The following is a 15,704-nucleotide window of genomic DNA, read 5'->3' as shown; positions in this document are numbered from 1 at the left end:
CATCGGCATGGGCTTTTTGTGCCTTAACTTGGCGCTACTGATTATTTTTTCTTTTCTCGCGCTCTGCTTGTTTCTCGGCCTTACTGTTCTCGCGATCAACTACATCCTGAGTTCGAGCATCACCAGAGTTCGTGCTGAGCCAACTCAGTACTGGCTTGTAGTCTTTGATCACAATCTCAAACTCGTAGGTTCGGTTGCTACGCTTTTTATCGCCAGCCGGCCCTTCACTAACGGAGCGGCCAGTAACGTAGAACTTGTTCTCGTTGATGTTATCGCGGAGCACCTTCTGCGGCTCGAAGCTCAGGGTCACACGATCCTGGCGGATCTGATGAATTTGAGTATCGAGAACCTTCATCGTGTCTTGATAGATGGCCTTATCGAGGATAGGCCCCAGGGCATCCTTCACTACAGAGGCATTATGCGGGGTGACGTTACCCAGCATCATCGCGATGTACAGAGCCCATGCGTCGGCATACTCACCGGAACTTTGTGTTTTGCTGACCCAGGCCTTCTCAGTCAGAGTGGGTGGTACCACGGTTACCACTTCATCCTTGTTGAGAGCAGAGCAGGACACCAGCAGATTGCTCAATACAAGGCCAGCAACGGCAATGCGCAGAAACTGATTTTCTCCGCGCATGCCATCAAACGAATTGCTAAGCGACTTTAAAAGCATCAGACGAACTCTCTCTCGTAGGAATTGGGCATGGATCGCACTCTCTTCCGGCCGATAGCTCCCCAGTGCCAGTAAATGGCGTGAAGCAGATAGCCATCAGGGCGGTTGTCGCAGAAGCGGCGATAGAAGCGAGCGAGCAACAGACCCGCCGCCGTGCAGAGAATTAGCTGTGCCAGGAGAACGCCGGCAACCAATCCAATTCCGATAGGCATCACCTCATCCAAACGCCAAAACATCACGTGAGGTGGCTGGTCGATGTATGCAGGTATTTTGATGGGCTCACTCACTTTGCACCCCCTGCTTTGCTGATGCTGGCGATCGCCTTAAGGATGCCTTCATGACTGGCGTTGGCACCTTGAAGAACCATCGACATGCCTGTCTGATTATCCAGGAGCAGGGTCGAAGGAGTCTGTTGGATGCCCAGCTTTATTGCTTGATCAAGGTCGCCGGTTACTCGTTCGATGGCCTGCTTCGAATCTGTGCAGGCCGCAAAGCGCTTCCCATCCAGGCCAAGCTGAGTCGCAAGGGATACGAGCGATTCTGAAACCCCCTTGCCGTTGCCACCTGTTTTATCGAACACCGTCTGGGTGTACTTCCAGGCAGCATCTGAACCACCTTGCTCACCAGCACATTCGATGGCCAGAGCTTGCCGGCGCGAAGCCTCACCAAGAGCTGGAACATGGAGAATTGCGGCATTAATTTGCCCCGCTGACGACTCGATGAGCGCTTTCAAGAGGGGGAAATGGTCGCGGCAATAGGGGCACTCCGTGTCCGTCATCTCGATGAGCGTGTATCGAGCAGATGCAGCGCCATAGATCCAGTTGTCCGGAGCTGCGGGGATATCCTCTTCTGGGTGCTGTTTGAGGTTGTCAACGATCTCCTGAATCGCGGAGGGGTCAATTGCCTGTGCTTTCGCTATAGCCAGTTCACCCTCGAGACTTTTGACCTGGCCTTGCAGCTCGCTCATGGTGGTGACGTGGTAGTACGAGCCCACTACCAGAGCGGTGGCTAGAGCTGTGATAGCGATAGCAAACGGGATCGTTTTCGAGGATGTCGTTTTCGTTGCCATAAGGGTCAGCCTGTCGTTGTGTTAGGGGCATTCTGCGGATAAAAGCCGCCTGAAAGTTTCGTTTTCAGGCGGTTTTGTGGTCAGAATTCAAATGCGCTTTGGCAGATTGCTAATCAGCACAGACAGCACGACAGGCAGCATGATGACGATGAAGGTTGAGATAACGAGCGGCGGTAACGGTAGAGGCATCAAGACGCTGAGCACGATGAGCATTCCGCCCCATGACAGGACGATCGCCGCGTTGTTATTCAGGAAGGGCGATGAGTAGTCGAATCCATGTCGCTTGGCATTCCAACGCATCCAGCCGGCATAAATAGCTGGTACCAGAACAGCGATCAGCAGTGGCAACCAGTAGAGCGTCAAAACGATCCGGTACACCATCTGGTAGATGATTTTCTGGACCGCCTCGCCTCGGGATTCAAGATACCGAAACCACCAATCCACGTTCTTTTCGAAGGCATCCACTGTACCGCCTCGAGGCATCAGCATATCGGAGACAATCTTTTTTGCCCCGGAGTCGATGACCAGTGCCGAGTAGTAGCGATTGGTCTTATCAAGCACCTTGTCCATGTCCGAATTGCCAAGCAACTCGACGCCCCACTTCCGCTCTTTCAGCATCACCGTATCCACAAGTTTGTTCGGAGCAACTGTGGCTAGCATCAGGATCAGTACGAAGAAGAACGCTATAGAGGCCATAACACCCTTTGGCCACTTCTCTTCAATTACGTCAGCCATTGATCAGGTACTCCCGGATAGGTTGCGGGACATTGGTTGTCTCGCACCAGCGGACGACATCATCCTGTGCAGGGGCGTTGCCGTAGCTCGTGAGGATCTGGAGGATGTGGCCAAGCACTACCCGAAGCCGGATGAAGTCGCTGATGCCTTCGCGACACATACGCTGGTAAGCCACCAGCACGTCGATCAGGGCAGCGCCAATCACCTCGGGTTTATGACCCGCCTCAAGCATCTTGAAGATGAATTGCGTGCCACAACGCCATTCCAGATCAAACGTGCGCAGGCGAGTTGTTGAGGCCTCATCCAGGCCAGTGAGCCGCTGAATTTCTAGTGGAATCGAGACAGTCATTTTTTACTCCGGAATCAGTTGGCAGTCGGGCCGGTGAGAATAGGGAGTCGCCCCTTGCGGATATCGCCGCCGGCGAAGATCGCAAGGAATTCCAAGTCGGGTAGTTCTCCGAGAAGAGCGGCAGGGAAGCGCTCACCCTCCTCCTGCATAAGACGCTCGCCGACATTACCTCCCTGCAACACTCCACCCTCACCTGCTGAGTTGCCCTGAGTTCGCATCACGTATTTGAACCGCGTCGGTGTCATTTTCTTCGATACAAACTCTTGGGTATCGGAGTCCAAGACGCGGAAACAAATGATGTTGTTGCAGTTACCAAGTACCTGCATTGCCTTGGCCTCGTCGCCCATACGGGCTACGAAATCGGCAATTGTCTGCGTCGCAATGTAAAGATTGATTCCCGCGCCACGCCCCTTGTTAAGCAGTTGAATGAGCTGGTCGTTGATAACTTCAGCAGCCTCATCAACAAATATGTTTACTGGTTTAGGCAACCTATGGTTGTAAATCTCACCAGCTGTAGAGGCCAAGTCGGCCAGAGCAAGCGAACCGATAGTCGAACCAACCATTGGGTCCGCAAGTGAATCGAGGCCGAGGTACAGAACTTGGTCAGCGTTGATTACCGAGTTGAGGTCGCTTATTAGTCGAGGATCTTCGTCGTCGGTGTGCGGAGATAGCAATGGGCCCATCTCGCCCGATGTGAGCATTGTGAGAATAGGCAATAGACCGGCGATCATTTTGCTGAAGTGTGCCCGCTCGTGTTCGAGCATTGTCAGCAAACCTTCAAGGTCAGTATTCGCTTTGACCTTCGCAATGTCGTTGTAGTAAACGCGGCGCAATACCTTAGCTTTTTGCTCAATGTCTTTTACTTTTGCGGACAAAACTGCTGAGTCCGCCATGCGTGTAAATTCAGCCTCCCCAAACACTTTCGCTCCATAGGCCATCACAACTTTGATTGTTAGCCCAGGAACGTCACCTTCGAGTGTCCGCCTGATTCCAACGAGTGTTGGAAGAATGTTGCATATCAGCATGGCCTGAATAACGCTGTTCAACGACATTTGGGCAAAGGCCTGGAACGGATCACCTGCCTTGCTCTGCATTAACACCGCGACCCTAGACGCAATTTCAGTAGCTCGGCCGAAGTTTTTCGTCAGAGATAAACGAACGGATTTGTCTGGATGCGCCGGATGGAAATATTTGAACAAGCTCGGTTTACCGACCGCAGCACAGGCGCGCTTACATGTAGCAGCAAGACCTTTATCCCCTTTTGGGTCAATTACGATAACCGCCTCTCCGCGGGCAACGCACTGAGCAATAGCGATATCAAACCATCGACTTTTTCCGGCACCGGTAGTACCAGTTATCAAATGATGAATAGAACGTTGATCGTGTGGCCGAAAGCATGGCTCTTCTTCTGCCATACCAATACCGTGTATCCACCGCGTGCCCTTCACATTGGCCTGGCGCCTACCTCTCTTTCCTAGAATGGCCTCTACATCCATTGCCTGAAGCTCAAAGGCGTATTGCCCGTGCATTTGCCTCCAAGAAAACGCCTCGCCGAAATAGAATTCGTGAGGATGACGCTTTACCAGCTCCATCACCTCCTCCAAGGTGATAAACGACAACTCTTTTCCTAGCAGGCAAGCTTTTGCTTGGTAAACGCGTAACGCCCGTGGGATAGCAGCTAACGCGAATCCAGCCTGCACTCCAAGCGTGATCAGATATGGGGTTACCGGCATCTGCGTCATCAATTGAACGGCGGTGCCGGCGAGCATTGAAGAACCCCACGCAGCAGCTTCCCGCGCCTCGTAGTTTTTCCGCCAGTAACTGGTGTAATCCCATTCACTCATTTTTTGGGAAGCTCCTCGTAAAGGGGGCGAACGAAGATTTTTCTGCGCTTGGCGACCTTGACGGCATCGCGGAAGCAGAACACTGCGTTCTCTAGAGATGTTGATGTGATACCGAACTGCTCAGCGACATTCGTGAGCATGAAAGTTGTGAGACTGAGCACAGGCGAGCCGCCTATTTCCTCAAGTACGGCCTTCTCGATAAGCGTCTTCACAGCTTGCTCGAGGCTTGGGATGTCGGCCTCGCGAAGCCGAGATATGTGAGGAATAGCCCAGTCCAGCTCCGCTAACTTGCAGTAGATGACGCTGTAGTCGGCGGTGAGCATGAAGCCTTCACGAGACTGTAGGGTGCGGGTCAGGGCCGGCCCTTCGACAGTAATGTCCTGCCACAACCATCCCGCATGGACGAGCGGGTGGATGTCCTCAGCAAGGAACGAGGATTTTCCCAGCCGAACGAATACCTTATTTCTTGCTAATGCAGCATTCTCGGGGTCTTGAGTCGCCGTAATGAGCTTTTGGGTAAGATCGGGTTGTCGCTCCAGTAGGTAGCATTCGTGCGCTGTGAGCTTAGATGCAACATCGGCGGGCAAGATGCTGGAAGCGGCTGAAGTCTCACCCGCCACAGGGCCAGCCTCTCCGACTTCTTGTTTCTTCGTTTCCATCGGCGGCGTAGCCTTACGCGTGCGTTTGCCTTGCCCCATGATGGTGTTGAGGGAGATCTTTTCCTGGCGAGGCAACAGCTCCTGTGCCCCTTGCCCTGATCCAGCTTGGGTATCAGCGTCAGAGGACTCGGTGCTCGTTTCAGCCTCAGCGGCCGGGATAGCCTCTTCCTGAGGGGGCTCAGCCACAGGCGAATGGGGGCTCAAAAAGAGCAGCATCTCCTCAAGACTGGCAGGAGGCTCCTGAGTTGCTTCCTCCGGCTCGGGCTCCATAACTTCCTCTGGTTGGGAGGGAACGGTTACAACGGTGTTGTCAGCCTCCGGCTCTGACTTCGCAGCAACAGGATCGCCTTCGACGGTGATCCGCGCTTGATTGAGCGTTACCCCTGAAGAAGCAGTCGTTGGTACCGGCGCTGCTTGCCTTGGAGCAGCCTTTTTCTTTCTTGCTGGCTTCGAAGCCGTGGATTCTTTGTGAGATGCCTGCCCTGAATCGGCGTCAGTATCACCGTTCGAGTCACCGGTCAGATCAGCCCCAAACAGGTCTTCCTGATGCTCACTGAGCGCGTTCGCGGCTGCGCCGGCCGTATCGTTAGGGGCAATGACATCCTTCTGCTTTCCCTCCTTCCCAAGGCTGATGGATACGGGCGGCGGGATCGGTGTCGTTGGGAAAAGGATGTCCGGATTAACCAGCTTCATGCAGCGCAGCGCCGGACCTTTTCCGTTCTTACGCAGAAGGTGCGGTGTAACCAGCCAGTACAGCTCTCCGTTTGGCGCTCTCTCTGCTATTCCGTGCTCTACCAAGGTACCAATTAACGTGTCAGGTGACCTCGGGATGGCCACAACCCCGTCACCAACCAGCATCTTCACAATCTCTTCCGCACCCTGGTTCCAAACGATGTAGACACCATCAGTTGCAACCCATACGCGCCCGGCAGGAGTGTTTATTTTCCAGGTTCCGTCACTCAGCAAACGCAGCATCGCATCCGACACCAATCGCGGTACCGGGACGCCTGTTGCATTGCCGCCGCCATTATTCGAGCCTCGATTGAGATCGCGCTTGGTGGATGCAGAGTCGGCCCACTTGACCAAATCGGTTAGAGGCGAGCTGCCGGCCCCGGAAATTGCATCGAGGAGCGCTTCGTAGATGTCGTGGCCACCTTCAATCAGCCACGCCTGTACAGCTGGCGGGATGATTCGAGTGGCTTGCGCTACAGAGACCTGAACGTGATTCCCATGCCTATTGGAATTCCAATGCAGGAAATAGCGGTTCAGCTTGTTTCGAACAGACCATTCATGAAGCGTCTCTTGCGCATAGATCCACTGGTTGTTGCCTTCAAAGTCAGTGGCGCGAATATCCGTGAGAGGCTTCCCTGCATCGTGTAGCAGTCCTGATGCGATGCCCGCTACATACCACCGACGCAGGCGCATACTTCGCCGTGCAGGCGTCTCGTTTGTGTCAAAAGCAGTCGTAAGGCACCCATCCAGGGTAAGTGAGGCGACCTCAAGGCTATGCCGGAGCAGCCCCCCTGGCCCTGAGTGATGGTGGTTCTCCGAGGCCGGCAACATGTGCGCCAACTCGGCGAAATTCACCAGAATCGGCTCAACGTAGAGCTGGAGGTCACTGGCAGGCATACCGACTGAATGAATAATTCGGTCGTACAGTTCGTGCTGATAGTTACGCATGAACCACTGGCCGGGAACCCCGCCTGGATAGCCCTCTTGGTAGGGTGGGTACCGAAGGTTTCGCCAGTTATGGTTCTCCAAGTAACGCTTGATCTCAGGAGTAATCATCTGTTCGGCCGGGTGCGCGAAGCTGTCCGTAAGGGCACGCTCGCTTCGAGGCCACAGGCGTTTCAGAAATGAAAATGCAGGCATACGCTTCTCGGCCATATTGTGTGCTGAGAATGATGCGTGAGGGATACCGCCTTGAGTTTCGTTTTCAGGCGGTTTTATGGTCGAAAAAAAGCCCGGCAAGTGCCGGGCTGAGGGGTTAGAACCAGAAGGTTCCGAAAAACTGCGACGGCTCTTCGACCGTCTCATTTATTACGTCCACCTTTTGCCGTATGCGGGGCAACGGCTCAGGCTTGGCCTTACTTTCATCGTAGGAGGCATCCACAGAGACCCGCGTAGCCATTGACGAACCGGTCTGGTGTCTCGCGATCACATCGGGCGGAATAACCGCCTCCAGCTCGTGCGCAACACCTTTCCAATCCACAGTGCCAGCCACTTCGTAGTTCGTGACTTTCACACCCAGAGCATCGGCCCGGCGGAACTCCCCCAGCAACGGCAGGATCTCGGCCTCAAGGTCTTTTGCTTCCATCGTGAGCACTTTCAACTGGGCCTTCAGCTCAGCAATCTTGCTCTCCTTCGCCCTCCTGGCATTTGCTAGCGGACGCCATGCAGCCAGGTCCAGCCTATCCAGCGGAATAACGTCCCGCTTCGGATCGGCCTCAGGCGGCACACCGCGCATCACCAGCCCCCAGAAGATTTCTTCTGCCTGAATGATTCGCCTCACCAGGAGGTCATCCCAGTCAACGATCAAACAGCAGGGTTCATGCTTCGGCGACCAAAACCACAGGTAGCCGCGCCGTGCTCCACTGACGATCATTTGATGCATCACTTGCCAGCGGTACAGCTTAAATGCCTTGCTATGCTCCCTGAGTTGCAGCACCTCCAGATGGTTGGTTTCGGAGAGATTCTTGATCTCTACCGGAGACTTGTCATCCAGAACTCCATCGAACGATGCCCTAATGAAAGGGTATGCGGTCGACTCTGCACAGAACGGCAAAGCCATCTTGCCGTACTTGTCCTCAAAGGCTTGTAGCGCTAGCGGTTCGAACTTGACTCCCCTCCTAACCTGCGGGATTACCGACAAGTCAGCTGGCTCGACAATTCCGACCAGTTCTTTCCACAGTTCCAGGGGCGTTTTATCTGGGTTCTCACCCATGATGACCGCGCAACTGGTTGCACTGATGCCTTCCCTTCGCCACTCATGCCACTCGGGAGTCCGCTGTGCGATGTCAACGATCTTCATTGCTGACACCCCCATAGAACTCCAGCAAGCGGCTGGATTCAAAGGTCTTCATCTGATTTCTCCTTTTCTCAAGTTCACCACCCTGGCTCGAAAACCCAAGTGGCACCCCCAAAAAGGCGAAATCCCCTGAGGGCTTTCGCCCCCTGGGGGATATTCTTTCTCTGGTGTTCCAGTGATGCTCACGCTTACGCAACCTTCGCATAGCGGGAGTAAATTTCTTCTCGCTTGCGCATGGCATCCTCGAAGCTCAACTGACCTGCATTGCAAGCCTGAATCACAGCGACGATCTCCATGCCGCGCTGCCATTCAACGGTACCCGACAATCGATCAAGCGCCCCCATATCGAGAAGCGCGTATCCATCGTCAAGCATGTCGCCAATGCAGAGCTCCGGCGTGTCATGCGTGCAATGGCCGGTGAAGCCATCACGTTGAAACGCCTGCCACCGAAAGCGCCCTTGCTGAGATGCGTCTGGGATAAGAACACCCCAGGCATCCCGGCTCCGATGCTTCAGCGTCAAGCCAAGTCCATGGATAGCGAACTGACAGAGCAGGTATTCCAGGAGAATGAGCTTCACCTGAAATTGCTCGATCATTTCGTCAGCGTATTCCGCGAACGCACCACCCTCCTCTTTCATCTCCCCCCAGCTAGCAAGGGATTCCTTCAGGCGCTCAACGGTTGACGGTCGCATTGTTCTGCTCTCCTGGCAGGGAGTTGGTCAGAACGGAAAAGAAGCCCGGATGAGCTTTTTCTGCTTTGTCGATCGCTTCGCCGAAGGTGGTTGCTTCACAACGGTAGGTAGCCTTCTGCCGTGTATGCAGGATGGTCATCGATAGGATGTAAGTCCGCATGGTGTATCTCCTTCTCAGATTTTTAGCCCTGAAAAAGAGGCACCTTCCCTGTAGGGGCGATGCCCCCTCAGGGTGGTGTGTATTGCGGCTAAGTCTCAGTAAACAACGTCGACCGAGCGGCACAGCTCGTTGTAGTGATCAACCAGCTGATCGAGGAAGTAGAGAAGCTGAGGCCCTGTGAGGGGCGTGTTTGGGCCGATCATTCCGGCCTTCACCAAAGCTTCTCCGATTGCGGAGGCCAATAGATCCCTCTGTTGTTCAACAGGGGGATCTAGGCTTTCTGCATCTTGGGTATGAGTTGCCATATCGTTTTCCTTTCAGAGAGCGACAAGGGCAATCACCTGGCGGGATATGCCCCGTCAGGGAGTTTGTTTGCTGATGCTTATGGCAGCAGCAGAGTCAGAATGAAGACGATCAAGTCAGCCATCTGATTGGTTCCTTTTAAACTGACGGAGCCCCCTTACGGGGAAGCCCCGTAGGGTTGTGGTCAGTTCGAAGCGCCCTATGCAAAAAAGGCCCCTCAAAGCGTTTTTTACCGTCACTCGCCTTGCGACTGAGCAACGTACTGCGCAGATTTCAACTGAGTTACAGCGTAATCCCGAGCAACTACAGGCCATGTAGAGACGTACTCGAAAGCAGGTTCCCAGCAATTGGCAGCACGGGCACGCCGAACGACTTCCGCAACCTTGTTGATCGTCTTCTTAGGCAGATCAGCAGGGGGCGGAACTTGGCTACCGTCACGAACAACTTCACCTTCAATCACGTCACCTGCCGGGGCAGGATCTGCAACCTTTGGATTAGCCGCCTGTTCGGGCTGAGCGGCTGGTGCCGGCTCCTGATCAACCTGGTTAGAGGTAGGCAACGGTTCAGGTTCCACGACATCAGCAGTGCCCATGTATCGCTCAACAACCTCAACTGGTACATCGTTTGAAGAGAACCCTTCACCAGCGTCTGTATTGAGATACTGAATCACTCCGTCCAGCTTTGAGCCAGTCTGAGGCCAGTATTTCCTTGCGATCTTGATGGCCGACTTCTTGCGCATGGAATCTTCGAAGTCGACCCAAGGGCCTTTCTTCTTACGTTTCCACAGCTCCGAAGCATCGCGAGCAGCATTGATTTCATCAGCGGTAACCGCCTCAACGTGAACACGGCCATCAGGCAGAAGAGCTTCGACGTAGCAACCTACAAACTCCCCACGATCAGCCTTCTTATCGAAGGGGTTGAACGTATGGGTCGGGCTTTGTCGCTTCCCTCTGTACTCGAACTTGTCTTTCGAGTAGACCAATTCAACGATGCAATCACGGATCGCACCGTCGTTCACAGCGACCTTGACCATGCCCCTCCAGGACACGTCCAAAACCACCTGCCCGTCTCGGGGCACCAAGTACGCGAGCTGTCGGGATTGATTAAGAGTCAATCCGTATGCCGCAACCTGGCTAAACGCATTTCTAAGGCTTAGCGGGTTAGTCGTAGCGCACTTGCACAGATAGTCGTTGTTCATCATGGCCTGCGATGCAAACAGCAGTTCATTTTTGAACATCACGTCAGTCTTCGACGACTCCACTAGCTTGATGAACTTTTCTTCTTGCTTCGCAATAATTGCAACTGCGTTTTGGAAGTTATCGCTCATTTCTTTTTCCTTTCTAAAAAGAAAACGCACCCGGAGGTGCGTTAATTCTTGACTGACTTCTGCCTGATTAGATGATGTTTAGAAGCAAACGGCTAATAGGGGCAAAAGGGATGTCGTCGTCGAAGCTGTCAAAATGCTGATCATGCTGTGGAGCAGGATCGCGTGGTGACTGACTAGGACGTTGTTGTTGCTGTTGCGGACGCTGCTCACGGGGTTGCCCTTGAGAGGTGTCGCGCTCTGGCCTACCACCCAGGAGCTGCATTTTGCCCTGCATGTCGACGATAATTTCGGTGGTGTACCGTTTGATACCGTCTTTTTCCCACTCTCGTGTTTGAAGCTTACCTTCGATGTATACCTGCGATCCTTTCCGCAAATACTCACCAGCGATTTCAGCGACTTTCCCAAACAATGAAACACGGTGCCATTCGGTCTTTTCGACTTTCTGTCCCGTCTGTTTGTCTGTCCACTGCTCACTTGTTGCAAGGCTGAGATTGGTTACTGCATTACCGTTAGGTAAGTAGCGAGTTTCTGGATCTTGACCACAGGTACCAACCAAGATCACTTTATTTACGCCGCGGGCCATAGTATTTCTCCTTTTAGATAGAACTACGGGGCGGCATTACCCCAATACGGGGGCAATAGCAGCCCCGTTGGGGTTTGGTTTTTCATGGGTTTTTGGTTGTACTTTTGAGACGGCCAACAAGCCGACCATGCGACGAAGCGCATGACTAAATCAGTCCACACATGTGGGCTGACTTAATCTGGGAATTCATGATGGTTGAGATTCAACCATGAGGCGCTGGGCCTGAGAGATGGACTGCAAGGCCTGCAATCCGAATTTATAACGCCGAGCTACTCGACGTGATAGGAAGTCTGCAACAAGCAGAATCCATTGGCAAGCGTGTTTTTTACCAACGTTTTTTCAGTCGCTTTTTCGTCCTGAAAACGGGCCATCCCCTCATCTGTACGGAGGAAAATGATCCTTACCAGCCTCAGAGGATCAACCATGCACCACCTTAAATCTCTCCTGCCGCTAAGCCTGGCCATTGGCTTGGCGATCACAGCGGGTTGTGCCAACAAGCCAGAACCCCCTAACCCAGGCACACCATTCGAGGTCGCAAGCTACGAGCCCGACATGCGTGAATACCACACCAGCTGGGGACATACGGGCCGAGGCGGTGCAGCGTTGCGAAAGCCAACCTATCAACATGTTCTTGGCAGCCTCGATGTTCTCGAGACACCTGCCGGCAAGCTGCATCCAGAGCTGCAAGCACGTCCTCCAACGAACGATAGCGTTGCGGTCCCCTCGGCCATGTTCCAGGATAACTGTGCTGATTCTACAAATGTGGCGCAGGCGTTCGCTATCGGCCAACCCGCGGCAAGCGAGCGCATCGTCACCTTGGCCAACGCGGCCGGTACGGTCGACGACTATATCGCCGTTCGGAACAAGCTCTGCAAAGGGGCTCAGCGTTTGAGCTACGAGGAGTGGGTGATTCTCGTCGAAGGCACCCCGAAGGATGTCCCTCTTCACCTGAAACCGTCTCTTCCCCCCTCCTATAAGTGATCAGCCATGCCTAAATTCAATCCCACCCTTGCCACAGCCATTGGTGTTTCCATCTTGACCTCTGCCGTTGCTGTGGGCGCCTCTGTCTACATGGGTCAGAGCTACACCGACATGGCAGTGAATAAAGCCCTCGTTGAGCAGCTGCCAGGAGCCGTCGACAAAACTCTCAAGGATCGCGAGATCGCGAAGATCAACGCAGCGAAAGCGAAAATCCTCTCGAATTGGAGCGGTGCAGCTGACACCAGCATTGAAGGGCGGCATATCTACGGCAGCATGGATGCACAATTTACCCTGGTCGAGTTCAGCGACCTGGAATGCCCGTATTGCAAGCGCTTCCATGACACCCCAAAGCAGATGGCTGACAAGTCCGAAGGACGTATTAACTGGGAATGGCAGCACTACCCCCTAGCTTTCCACAACCCTGTCGCCGAAGTGGCAGCTCACGCATCTGAGTGCGTGGGAGAGGTCGCCGGCAACAAAGCCTTCTGGGCGTTTACTGGCGAATGGTTTGCACGCACTCAACTCAATGGCCAAGGTGTCGAAGATGTAGAGCGTCTTGCTCAGGAGGTCGGTGCTCCCCTTGATGCCTATCGCCAGTGTATGGAAAGCGGTAAATACCAAGCCCTGATCGAGGGTCAGGTGAAGAAAGGCACGAACATGGGCGTCACCGGCACGCCAGCAACGGTTGTAGTCGACAACCTCACAGGCAACAAACTGCTGGTGAAGGGTGCGCAAAGCACACAGGTGCTACTCCAGACCATGCAGCAGTTGGTCAAAATGCGCGACGAGGCTCCCAACCAAGACAAGCTAGATACCCCTGCTGAGGGCGCGGTCAATGAGATCGGTGCTCAATAGGCTTGGTGAATGGGCCGACCAGCTAGATTCCGGCGGCTGTCGTTCGCTTTATAGCGCTCGCGTGGCTATGACCCAGCAGCTTGAAGGTAGAGCCGGCCTTTTCCAGGCGCTTCGCGGGGCCAGTACCTGGGATGAGGTTTTCGATCTCATCTCAGCCAACGGATACAGCCTCATTCCAAACGGAGAGGATTTTATGGCCGCGGACATGAGTACAGGACTTATGTTCTCCCTCTGGGATTGTGGTCATAGCCGGCTCGTATTTGAGGAAAGGCTTGGTCGTTTCCCGAATTCACCACCCGTGAGTCGATAACTCCAACCCCGCCCCGGCGGGGTTTTTCTTGTGCTTGGGATATTCCAGAGCAGTGATGAACTGAGCACGACCTCAACGAACGTATCAGGGAGATACACCATGACCGATCTACCACGCATTGCATCGTTTCGCCAGTTGGACGAACACCTGAAGAAAACTGGTGTTCCACGCGACGAACAGATGATTCGCAACAACATCTACATTGCACCGCTTGACTGGTTTGCAATTGAAGAAGGCTTCAATCTGAGGCCCATCGACCCAGACCACGCCGAAGGCTTCGCCAAGTCTTATGAGCAGGGCCTGTATGTGCCTCCAGTCGTAGCAGAACTGAAGATCATCGACGGCAACCCTCGCCTCGTGATCCGAGAAGGTCACCATCGCCTTACTGGCGCGCGCATCGCAGATGGGCGCGGTGCAAATCTTCCAGGCCTGATGGTCAACGAGTTCAAAGGAAATCAGTCCGACGCTGTTGTGATGATGATCAAGACCAGCGAAGGCAAAGAGCTGCTGCCGCTGGAACGTGGAGAAGGCTACAAGCGCCTGGCCGGGCAAAACTGGAGTCCAGCCCAGATCGCCGATCGCATGAACAAAAGCATCACTCATGTTGAGCGACTGCTGCTTCTCGCCAACGCAGAGGAGAACGTCAAACAACTCGTTCGCGAGGGGGCAATTAAAGCGTCTCCCGTCATCGATGTTCTGGTGGAGCTGCGAGGAACTGGGCAAGACCCGTATCCAAAGCTGCTGGGGATGATCGAGGGGGCTAAGGCCTCCGGCCGTACCCGCGCAACGGGCTCGGACGCCAATAAGGCCCTGGGCAAGTTCAAGGTGACACCTAAGGAGGCAATGAGTGCGTTCAGCGCACTGAGCGGCCTTACAGGAAGCCTGCGTGATCAACTCAAGTCCGGGGGCGATGCGCAGCATGAGTTGCGGCTTGACTCGAAGGCGGCGGAGTCGCTGCTGAAGATCCTGGAGAAGTATGAGGCCAGTCAGAACACGGCTGAAGCCTGAGGAGGCGGTAATGCTGCACATTGAGCGCAAGGTAGGGGAGTCGATTCGTCTCGGCAACGACATACAGGTGATCGTCACAAAGGCTGCAAACGGTACAGTCAGATTGGCGTTTGAAGCGCCGAAAGAGGTGAAGATCTACCGCGAAGAGATCTACCAGCGCATGCAGATCGAAAAAACACCCTGATCACATAGTAAGTCGTTCGACTTCGCTTGGGATCACCGCCGAAGACGGTAACCTATGGCTATCGGAAAAAAGGAGTTTCACCATGAAGAACCGCAGTATCACGATCCGCACCGGGCTTCTCGCCGCAGCTGTTGCCCTTTTGGTTGGGTGCTCTTCTTCGCCCAAGGCCCCCTCCGTGCAGCTGCCTGATCCGCAGACTGTACCGAAAGAAAAATGGTCCGATGCGATGCAAGTTTTGACTGCCATGAAGATTTCTGGCCAGCGCGACGTGCCGCGTGAAATGGCTGAGACATTCGCCAATTCAGCACCAGGCCGCACCAGCGGGACAGCAGGCGCTGATGCTGCGATTGCCGGCGTCAGTCTCGCGGCACCGCCAAGCGGCTTTAGTGGTGGAGCTGCTGCAAGCGTAAGCCTCGGCCTTATGATGCTTGGCGGGTCAAGTGACCCTGCGCACGCAACTCAGGTCGTGGCTTGGGTGCCGGCTGATAAGGCGTCCTCCCCTGAAGAGGCATCTGCACTCGCCCTCAAGAAGGTAGAGGAAGCACGCAAGAAGGCGTTTGGAAAAGGGATGTCGAAGCTACCAATGCATGTTGGTAAGTACCCAGATGGCCATTCCCGTGCCTATGCTTCGTTGGCTGATAGCTACGCTGAACGTCCTATCCCGTTCACTGACAACGCCGCCCCAGCACCTGACTTTGTGAAGTCGGCCACTGCATACGGGCCTATCTTTATTCGGGACAATCAATTCATCCTCGATGCCTCAAAAAACGACATGACGGCATCTGAAGCCATGCTGCTCGCATCACGCTACCTACCGGATTGGGTCTACATCTACCATCCAGGCCAGAAGCTCCGGAAGAACTCAATTCCCGCGGCAATTTTCAACCGGGGCGAGGCCAAATACTTCGTCGGCAAATAAGTCAGCAATAAAAAAAGCCCCGCAC

At 54.2% G+C, this 15,704-nt stretch carries 18 protein-coding genes; 5 read left to right on the top strand and 13 right to left on the bottom strand.

Translation table 11 applies throughout. The annotated features are described in order from the left end of the window. Positions 1–34 precede the first annotated feature (34 nt). From BZK31_RS07835 to BZK31_RS07775, 13 genes are all read right to left on the bottom strand, one after another. Positions 35–673, bottom strand: a complete 639-nt coding sequence (locus tag BZK31_RS07835; protein WP_083182171.1) for a TraE/TraK family type IV conjugative transfer system protein — start codon at positions 671–673, stop codon at positions 35–37. Continuing rightward, positions 673–960, bottom strand: a complete 288-nt coding sequence (gene traL / locus BZK31_RS07830) for a type IV conjugative transfer system protein TraL (protein WP_083182170.1) — start codon at positions 958–960, stop codon at positions 673–675. The genes BZK31_RS07835 and traL overlap by 1 nt, the downstream gene beginning before the upstream one ends. Then, positions 957–1,742, bottom strand: coding sequence for a DsbA family protein (locus BZK31_RS07825; RefSeq protein WP_083182169.1), 786 nt, complete (start codon positions 1,740–1,742; stop codon positions 957–959). The genes traL and BZK31_RS07825 overlap by 4 nt, the downstream gene beginning before the upstream one ends. Positions 1,743–1,829: 87 nt before the next feature. After that, complete coding sequence (locus BZK31_RS07820) at positions 1,830–2,477, bottom strand: DUF4400 domain-containing protein (RefSeq protein ID WP_083182168.1); 648 nt, start codon at positions 2,475–2,477, stop codon at positions 1,830–1,832. After that, a complete protein-coding gene (locus BZK31_RS07815) occupies positions 2,470–2,826 on the bottom strand; it encodes a hypothetical protein (RefSeq protein ID WP_083182167.1) in 357 nt (118 codons plus the stop codon). The genes BZK31_RS07820 and BZK31_RS07815 overlap by 8 nt, the downstream gene beginning before the upstream one ends. A gap of 14 nt (positions 2,827–2,840) precedes the next feature. Then, positions 2,841–4,670 carry a conjugative transfer system coupling protein TraD gene (gene traD / locus BZK31_RS07810; RefSeq protein WP_083182166.1) on the bottom strand — a complete coding sequence of 610 codons (1,830 nt, stop codon included), beginning with the start codon at positions 4,668–4,670 and terminating at the stop codon, positions 2,841–2,843. Further along, a complete protein-coding gene (gene mobH / locus BZK31_RS07805) occupies positions 4,667–7,216 on the bottom strand; it encodes a MobH family relaxase (RefSeq protein WP_083182165.1) in 2,550 nt (849 codons plus the stop codon). The genes traD and mobH overlap by 4 nt, the downstream gene beginning before the upstream one ends. A gap of 100 nt (positions 7,217–7,316) precedes the next feature. After that, complete coding sequence (locus tag BZK31_RS07800; protein WP_244182648.1) at positions 7,317–8,360, bottom strand: YqaJ viral recombinase family protein; 1,044 nt, start codon at positions 8,358–8,360, stop codon at positions 7,317–7,319. 185 nt (positions 8,361–8,545) lie between these two features. After that, the gene (locus BZK31_RS07795) at positions 8,546–9,049 is read right to left on the bottom strand and encodes a hypothetical protein (RefSeq protein WP_083182163.1); all 504 of its coding nucleotides are present in this window, start codon (positions 9,047–9,049) and stop codon (positions 8,546–8,548) included. Then, entirely contained in the window at positions 9,030–9,209 is a 180-nt protein-coding gene (locus BZK31_RS07790) for a hypothetical protein (RefSeq protein WP_083182162.1), read from the bottom strand. Before BZK31_RS07790 ends, BZK31_RS07795 begins: the two co-directional genes overlap by 20 nt. Positions 9,210–9,304: 95 nt before the next feature. Continuing rightward, positions 9,305–9,514 carry a hypothetical protein gene (locus tag BZK31_RS07785; protein ID WP_016971495.1) on the bottom strand — a complete coding sequence of 70 codons (210 nt, stop codon included), beginning with the start codon at positions 9,512–9,514 and terminating at the stop codon, positions 9,305–9,307. A gap of 233 nt (positions 9,515–9,747) precedes the next feature. Then, on the bottom strand, positions 9,748–10,839 hold the full coding sequence (locus BZK31_RS07780; RefSeq protein ID WP_083182161.1) for a RecT family recombinase: 1,092 nt from the start codon (positions 10,837–10,839) through the stop codon (positions 9,748–9,750). Positions 10,840–10,906: 67 nt separating this feature from the next. Continuing rightward, positions 10,907–11,422, bottom strand: coding sequence for a single-stranded DNA-binding protein (locus BZK31_RS07775; RefSeq protein WP_083182160.1), 516 nt, complete (start codon positions 11,420–11,422; stop codon positions 10,907–10,909). A gap of 423 nt (positions 11,423–11,845) precedes the next feature. Between BZK31_RS07775 and BZK31_RS07770 the strand changes: the two genes are divergently transcribed. From BZK31_RS07770 to BZK31_RS07745, 5 genes are all read left to right on the top strand, one after another. After that, positions 11,846–12,403, top strand: a complete 558-nt coding sequence (locus BZK31_RS07770) for a hypothetical protein (protein ID WP_016971278.1) — start codon at positions 11,846–11,848, stop codon at positions 12,401–12,403. A gap of 6 nt (positions 12,404–12,409) precedes the next feature. After that, positions 12,410–13,258 (top strand): DsbA family protein, encoded by an 849-nt coding sequence (locus BZK31_RS07765; protein ID WP_083182159.1) that lies wholly within the window; start codon positions 12,410–12,412, stop codon positions 13,256–13,258. A 409-nt stretch (positions 13,259–13,667) separates the two neighbouring features. After that, on the top strand, positions 13,668–14,576 hold the full coding sequence (locus BZK31_RS07755) for a ParB/RepB/Spo0J family partition protein (protein ID WP_083182157.1): 909 nt from the start codon (positions 13,668–13,670) through the stop codon (positions 14,574–14,576). Positions 14,577–14,586: 10 nt separating this feature from the next. Beyond that, complete coding sequence (locus BZK31_RS07750; protein WP_083182156.1) at positions 14,587–14,760, top strand: carbon storage regulator; 174 nt, start codon at positions 14,587–14,589, stop codon at positions 14,758–14,760. Positions 14,761–14,842: 82 nt separating this feature from the next. Continuing rightward, positions 14,843–15,679 (top strand): hypothetical protein, encoded by an 837-nt coding sequence (locus BZK31_RS07745; RefSeq protein WP_083182155.1) that lies wholly within the window; start codon positions 14,843–14,845, stop codon positions 15,677–15,679. Positions 15,680–15,704: the final 25 nt, after the last annotated feature.

Source organism: Pseudomonas floridensis (assembly GCF_002087235.1).
GTDB lineage: Bacteria > Pseudomonadota > Gammaproteobacteria > Pseudomonadales > Pseudomonadaceae > Aquipseudomonas > Aquipseudomonas floridensis.
The sequence above is the reverse complement of the archived record's forward strand: the minus strand, read 5'-3'. Positions and strand labels throughout refer to the sequence as shown.